Annotated in this window: 5 protein-coding genes; 2 read left to right on the forward strand and 3 right to left on the reverse strand. The window is 32.2% G+C overall.

The window, feature by feature from the left end; translation table 11 throughout:
• On the reverse strand, positions 1 to 201 hold a 201-nt coding region (locus AB8B90_RS00245), incomplete at its 3' end, for a divalent metal cation transporter (RefSeq protein WP_405332376.1).
• The gene (locus AB8B90_RS00250; protein ID WP_405332378.1) at positions 194 to 1,312 is read right to left on the reverse strand and encodes a DUF2891 domain-containing protein; all 1,119 of its coding nucleotides are present in this window, start codon (positions 1,310 to 1,312) and stop codon (positions 194 to 196) included. The genes AB8B90_RS00245 and AB8B90_RS00250, both read right to left, overlap by 8 nt.
• 127 nt (positions 1,313 to 1,439) lie before the next feature.
• Between AB8B90_RS00250 and AB8B90_RS00255 the strand changes: the two genes are divergently transcribed.
• Both AB8B90_RS00255 and AB8B90_RS00260 read left to right on the forward strand, forming a co-directional pair.
• The gene (locus tag AB8B90_RS00255) at positions 1,440 to 3,581 is read left to right on the forward strand and encodes a hypothetical protein (RefSeq protein ID WP_405332381.1); all 2,142 of its coding nucleotides are present in this window, start codon (positions 1,440 to 1,442) and stop codon (positions 3,579 to 3,581) included.
• A 167-nt stretch (positions 3,582 to 3,748) separates the two neighbouring features.
• The gene (locus AB8B90_RS00260; RefSeq protein ID WP_405332384.1) at positions 3,749 to 5,899 is read left to right on the forward strand and encodes a hypothetical protein; all 2,151 of its coding nucleotides are present in this window, start codon (positions 3,749 to 3,751) and stop codon (positions 5,897 to 5,899) included.
• Positions 5,900 to 5,915: 16 nt separating this feature from the next.
• Here the strand turns inward: AB8B90_RS00260 and AB8B90_RS00265 are convergent.
• On the reverse strand, positions 5,916 to 6,311 hold a 396-nt coding region (locus tag AB8B90_RS00265; RefSeq protein ID WP_405332387.1), incomplete at its 5' end, for an FG-GAP repeat domain-containing protein.

Here is a 6,311-nt window from a genome sequence, read left to right on the forward strand (position 1 = left end):
TCCTTTTTGAGATATTATCCCTAAACGAGCTGCCATTTCTTGTAAAACAATTGTAGCAATTACAGATAGTACCATTGCCCAAAGCAAGGTAAATCCGAAATTAACTCCAGCTAGTGTACAAACTGTTACTGTTCCTGGTCCGATAAACGCAGCAGCCACTAATGGTCCTGGTCCAATATTTTTAAACCAGTTTTTAATCACGATAAGTTGAGTTTAAAGCGTAAATCGCAAAACTACCTAACCAATGTCCTCCTTCATAACTATCACCTATAATACTAGGCAACGAATAATTAATATGCTGATTTGCTATGTTTTTTAAATGTTGATATTCTGGTAAATCTTTTGCAATCGCATTCAGGCTCCATGCCCTAGAAAAGTTAACACCATCGAGGTGCACTAATTTACCATCAGTTCTATCACTTACTTTTCCTGTTTCAATTGTAAAGTCAGTTTCCTTCAATTTAGGCAGGAAATCATTAAGCCATTTTTCAAATTCTATAGAAGGCAATATACGCTTCATTAAAGCTGCTTCCTCTAAACAAGGTGATAAGAAATCAAATCCACTAGGCTCCCATGACAACGGACAACCAGCATCATTAGTATAAAAATCTTTCGCCCTTTGTTCTATTAAGGATTTCAATTCTTCATGACCAACAGTTTTCGCATAATCGTATGCAAAGGATAATCCGAATGCTGTATTGGGATGTTCACCAACACGAATTGGGTAATTTAGCTTCGGAAGAAATTCAAGATATTTTCCAACTATTAAATCTGTTAAAGGCTGTAGGTTTTGCTCTAAGACGATTGCATTAGAATCTTCCCATGTATGCAACTCTTCAGCTAATTTTAGTAGCCAAGCCCAACCGTAAGTACGCTCCCATGATGCGTTATGCTTTCCAAAAAAATAAGACACTTCGATATCAATCTTTTCTTTAGAGATATTTTGCAAAAGCATTTTGATGACTTGATCTCGTTGTTTAAGATTTGGGAATTGTTTGAGCAAACTTACCAAACTCCAATGGCCATGAACTGCAGAATGCCAGTCAAAACAACCATAAAATGATGGATGTAAGGCTTCAGGTGATTGCAAATCGTCATCACTTCCAATTACTTGATTTAATTTATTAGGGTATTCCGTTTGGATACAATCTATAGGTAATTGCGCCAATCTATTGGCTTGTTCTAAATTTAAAACGGGCACTTCAACTACCTCAACGAGTGCTGCTTCTTTATTATTTTTTTTATGCTGTGCGTCGTTACAAGCCAAAAAAAATGTTACTAAAACCACAAATAACAATCTGTTAAATATCATTTCTATTCTATTAGAGATTTCTGCTTAAATATAATCTATTTTAAACAAGAGAATATCAATCGAGATATGATAGTTTCCATTAATTATTATTATCTTCGATATTAGCTTTTCAAAGCTGTTTATTGCTATGAACAAAAAAAAATGGTTTAAAACTTTACAATTTCTTGCAGGATACCTAGTTGCTGCTTGGACTTTCTTACAGTTTATCGATTGGATTCTAAATCGGTATAATATTTCGCCATATTGGGTTGATGTTCTACTATGGTTTTTCATTGGTATTATTCCATCATTACTCATTTACCTCTATAACCAAGAACGCATAAATAAGCGCATCTTAAAGCTTCGCGAAAAGATTATTTTTCCGTTAAACATTCTATTACTGATTATTACAATTTATTTCGGATTTGGAAATAGTGATTTAGGAGCGACAACCAAAAATATCACTTATGAAAATGCAGAAGGACAAACAGAAACAAAAACGATCACTAAAGAAGAATTTAGAGTAGGTTTTCCAATTTTTGGTTTTAAGCAAGAAGTTCAAGATAGTACAACGCAATGGATGCGCTATGGGATTGGTAGAATTCTCCATGACGACTTATTACAAAATAAAAATTTAAGTCCTGACTTTATGCATTTAACCTCTACAACAGATAAAATTAGAGATGCCTCTTTATTTTATGAATTTTATGTAGACGGTAAATACAAGAAAATAGGAGACGAATACGAAATTACGACCTACATAAGACAAGCAACTAATGGTAAAATACTCAAAGAACTGACGCTTAAAGGCACGAACGTATTAAACCTTCTTGATGACATTAGTGTTTTTGTAACTTCAGAATCTGGATTTGTGGAGCGTGATGTTTTTAATTATGTGGATTTGCCAATTAATGAATTCATGAGTAATTCTCTTCCTGCAATTGAAGCTTTTGTAAATGGGAATTACAGTAAAGCATATAGTATTGACAAAACCTTTGCTTTAGCCTATCTTGAGAATGCAAAACGTAATAGTCTATACAATAGAGGAAAACTTGAAACTCAAGATATTATCGATAAAGCTTTTGCTTATAAAAACAAATTACCACTTCAAAAACAATTAGAAGTTTTCATACAACGAAGTTTAGCTTACAACAAATATGATGAGGCTGAAAAACAAGTAAAATTACAACTGGAAGTTGATCCAAGTAATGAATTTTACAATCAGGTATTGTTTTCTATTTATGGAGACACGAAGCAATCGAAAGCTTATTTGAAGGCTTCGGAAGAACTTTTTGAACGAGAACCTAAAGCTGAAAATGGCATGAATTTAGCCGAAGCGATGCTTATCGATGGTGGAGAAAAAAAATTACTGGAAGCTTTAAAACCTTATGAAATTATAAGTCCGGAAATTAAAAAAATAAAATTATCGCCTTTAATCCTTTCAGGTAATATTGATGAAGCTGAAAAAATAATAGAAGAACTAAAGTTTCAAAATAACGTTAGAAATGATCGACTTCAAGTTTATGACACTATAATTAATTACATAAAAAATAACACACCAAAAATCGAAGATCTTAGAGCGTTTGTTGGTGAATACACCTCAAGCTATAACGAGCAAACTTTGGAGTTTTGGATGGAAGAAGATCGGCTGATAAAATTTGCTTCTCATCAAGATATGATGAGAGTTATTCCAGCTGGACCAATGTCTGTTGGCGGAGGATTTGTTGGAGATTTGACATGGCGCTTAGATTTGGTTAAAGACGAATCAGGAAAAACAATAGGTGTTAAAAATCTAGTGTATTACTGGAATGGAAAAAATACATTTTGGTTTTGGAAACTTGATGATTCAATGAAAGAAGCAGATAATGCTTTTGAAAAAGGAGATCTTGAAAAAGCTAAATCTTTGTATAAGATTGCCATTAAAAACAATCCAAAGCATCTTTACATTAATAATATTTTGTCGCATATAGATTACATCTCAAACAATGACAAAGATGCACTATTAAAACAGCACGAAACTTTTGCTGGAAATTATGGCGCTAGAAAATTCTGGATAGAAGATGGAAACTTTTATTACAAGCGTAAAGACGAAAGTATCGATTTACCAAAAGTAAAATTACTAGCCATGTCAGATAGTACTTATATGTATTTATCTAAGCTTGGAACTTATATGCAGTTTGAAAAGAATCCTAATGGTCAGCCCGCTTCTGTGCCATACACATTTGATTCTGAGTTGATGGATTGGAAACGCCTTGAAGCTGATAATAATTATTTACTGAAAGATAAATAGATTCTATTTTCCTTTAATTTTTCCTGACTCATTAAGTTGAATTAAAGCACTTTAATGTAACTTTTACAGCATAACAAATACATATACATTAAATTAGTTACTATATTGAACATCATATAGACTTTGTCCTTCATTTACAAACCAAACCTCTTTTAATAACCAACCAAATGACCGCAAAGAAAACTCAAAAACAATGGATGAAGACATTACAGTTCTTTGCAGCCTATCTTGTTGCTGCCTGGACACTTCTTCAGTTTGTAGACTGGGTATTAATACGCTATAGTATTTCACCGTATTGGGTAGATATGATGCTTTGGTTTTTTATTGGTATTATTCCGTCGTTATTGATTTACCTATACCATCAAGAACGTATCAATAAACGTATTTTAAAACTCAGAGAGAAAATCATTTTCCCACTAAACTTAATTCTTTTAAGTGTCGGATTGTATTTTGGCTTTGGCAACAGTGATTTAGGCGCAACAACCAAATCAATTGACTATAAAAACGCACAAGGGGAACAAAAAACTGCCTTAATCACCAAAGAAGAATTTAGAACAGGCTTTTATATTTTTAATTTTGAACCCAAAACAAAAGATAGCTCTTATGCTTGGATGGACTTTGGGATTTCTAAACTACTCTACCAAGATTTACTACAAAACAAAAATCTAACACCAAGAATTGCTTATAGTACAAACACAACAGATAAAGTTAATGGAGCAAGTCTTTTTAATGATTATTACATCGATGGCGAATTTGATGTCAAAGACGGTAAATACTATATCACAACGTATATTAGAGACGCAAGAAATGCCGAAATCACTAAACAACGTTTGTTTGAAGGCGATAATTTATTAAGCCTTATTGATGACATCACCAATTTTGTAACTGATAATTTTACATCGAGTGAATTGAATTTACCTAAATATATAGATTTAGACGTTGAAGACTTCACAAGTAACTCATTAAAAGCATTAGAGTACTTTAGAAATAATGATTACGAAAATGCCATAAAAGAAGATAGCACGTTTGCTTTGGCGTATTTAGGATATGCGAAATACAGACTTACTTTTAATCATAGTAAATTTGAAGAGCGAACGCTTGCAGATAACGCTTACAAATACAGTTATAAGCTCCCTCTACAAAAACGTGGCGAATCCTTAATTCTAAAAAATTTAGCCTACGACGAGTTTGATAATGCAGAAGCACTTATAAAATTACAACTAGAGGTTGACCCAAGTGACAAAACTTACACAAGACTTCTTTATAATCTTTATGGTCGTACAAAAAACATAAAAGACTATACTAGTCTAGCTTACAACAATTATAAAAATGCGCCGACTTTTGTACATGGTAGTGATTATATTTATGCCGCTATTATGAATGATGAGGAAGAACAAGTCATAGATGAATTAAACAGACTAGAATTCTTAATGCCTAACGCTAATCTATTTGTTGCAAAAATTCTACCACAGTTATTTAAAGGCGATATAAAAGGTGCAGAAAAAAACTTAAACAAAATTGATTTGCTAGTTCCTGAAAAAAAGCATCAAACTAAAATTTTTAAAGACGCCATAACCTATTTAAAAACAAACAAAGTAACAAAAGTAGATTTAAAGGCTTTTGAAGGTATTTATAGGTCTAATTACAACGAGCAAACCTACGAATTTTGGGTTGAAAATAACACATTATTGCAATATGTCTCTAACCAAAGGGTTTGGCCTTATTTAATTTCTGGAGAAGACAATCTCTTATCTGGCACTTCAGACTTACAAAGAATTTGGAAAAAAGCATTTTTTAAAAATGATTCTAATAATTATTACTTGATAAAAATAGAGCAAATTGACTTCTCTAATTCTTCGACATTCTATTATTGGAAAATAGACAACACCATATCAAAAGCTGAAGCATTATTTGAAGCCAAACAATTAGATAGCGCTAAAATTGCCTATGAAGCAGCAATTAAAGCGAACCCAAAACATTATTACTTAAAAGATGCTTTGGCTCATATTAATTATGTAACCAATACAGACTCATTAACATTGGACAAACAATTTAAAGATGTTGTTGGCACTTATGGTCCAAGAACGGTTTGGATAGAAAACGGAAAACTCCTATATAAAAGAGGAACACGATCAAGAATTGAATTACTTCCTATTTCTGAAAACCGCTATATGAATATGATTAATCTTGATGATAATTTTGCATTTGAATATAACAATGGAAACGTCATCAACTGCTATAATTACCATTACAAAGTTGAAGATGAAGTTTGGGTGAAAAATGACAGTTTAGGACGTTCATTATTTTTAAAGGATTAAATATGCCTTTAGAATATCACCTTTTTTGTGTATTCTCATACATAAAAAGCCCTAAACTATCCCACTTCCTATGTGGTTGAAATACATCTAAATCACCATCACCATCAATATCATGCAATTTTAGTACTCGAGAATTCCCACTTGAAGATCCAATAAGGTTAACAGTAAAGACACCTTTTCCATCATTTTCTAACCACATTAGTTTATATTTATTAGTAAAGGATTCTGCATCTACCATTACATAATCTGAAGACCTAAAAATGATATCTGTATCACCATCATTATCGATATCTCCAGTATGCACTAAATCTTTCATCAGGACTTCTTCTTCAATGATTTCAAGAGGTTGCATTTTATTATCTGAAGTTACTTTACTCCAATTCAATTTTCGCTTTTGATCTACAAGAATATC

Source organism: Psychroserpens sp. (assembly GCF_045105015.1).
Taxonomy (GTDB): Bacteria; Bacteroidota; Bacteroidia; order Flavobacteriales; family Flavobacteriaceae; genus Psychroserpens.

Excerpts from the sequence above, each read along its gene's own strand:
- AB8B90_RS00260 (WP_405332384.1), top strand. The coding sequence starts at position 3,749 with ATGACCGCAAAGAAAACTCAAAAACAATGGATGAAGACATTACAGTTC.
- AB8B90_RS00250 (WP_405332378.1), bottom strand. The coding sequence starts at position 1,312 with ATGATATTTAACAGATTGTTATTTGTGGTTTTAGTAACATTTTTTTTG.
- AB8B90_RS00255 (WP_405332381.1), top strand. The coding sequence starts at position 1,440 with ATGAACAAAAAAAAATGGTTTAAAACTTTACAATTTCTTGCAGGATAC.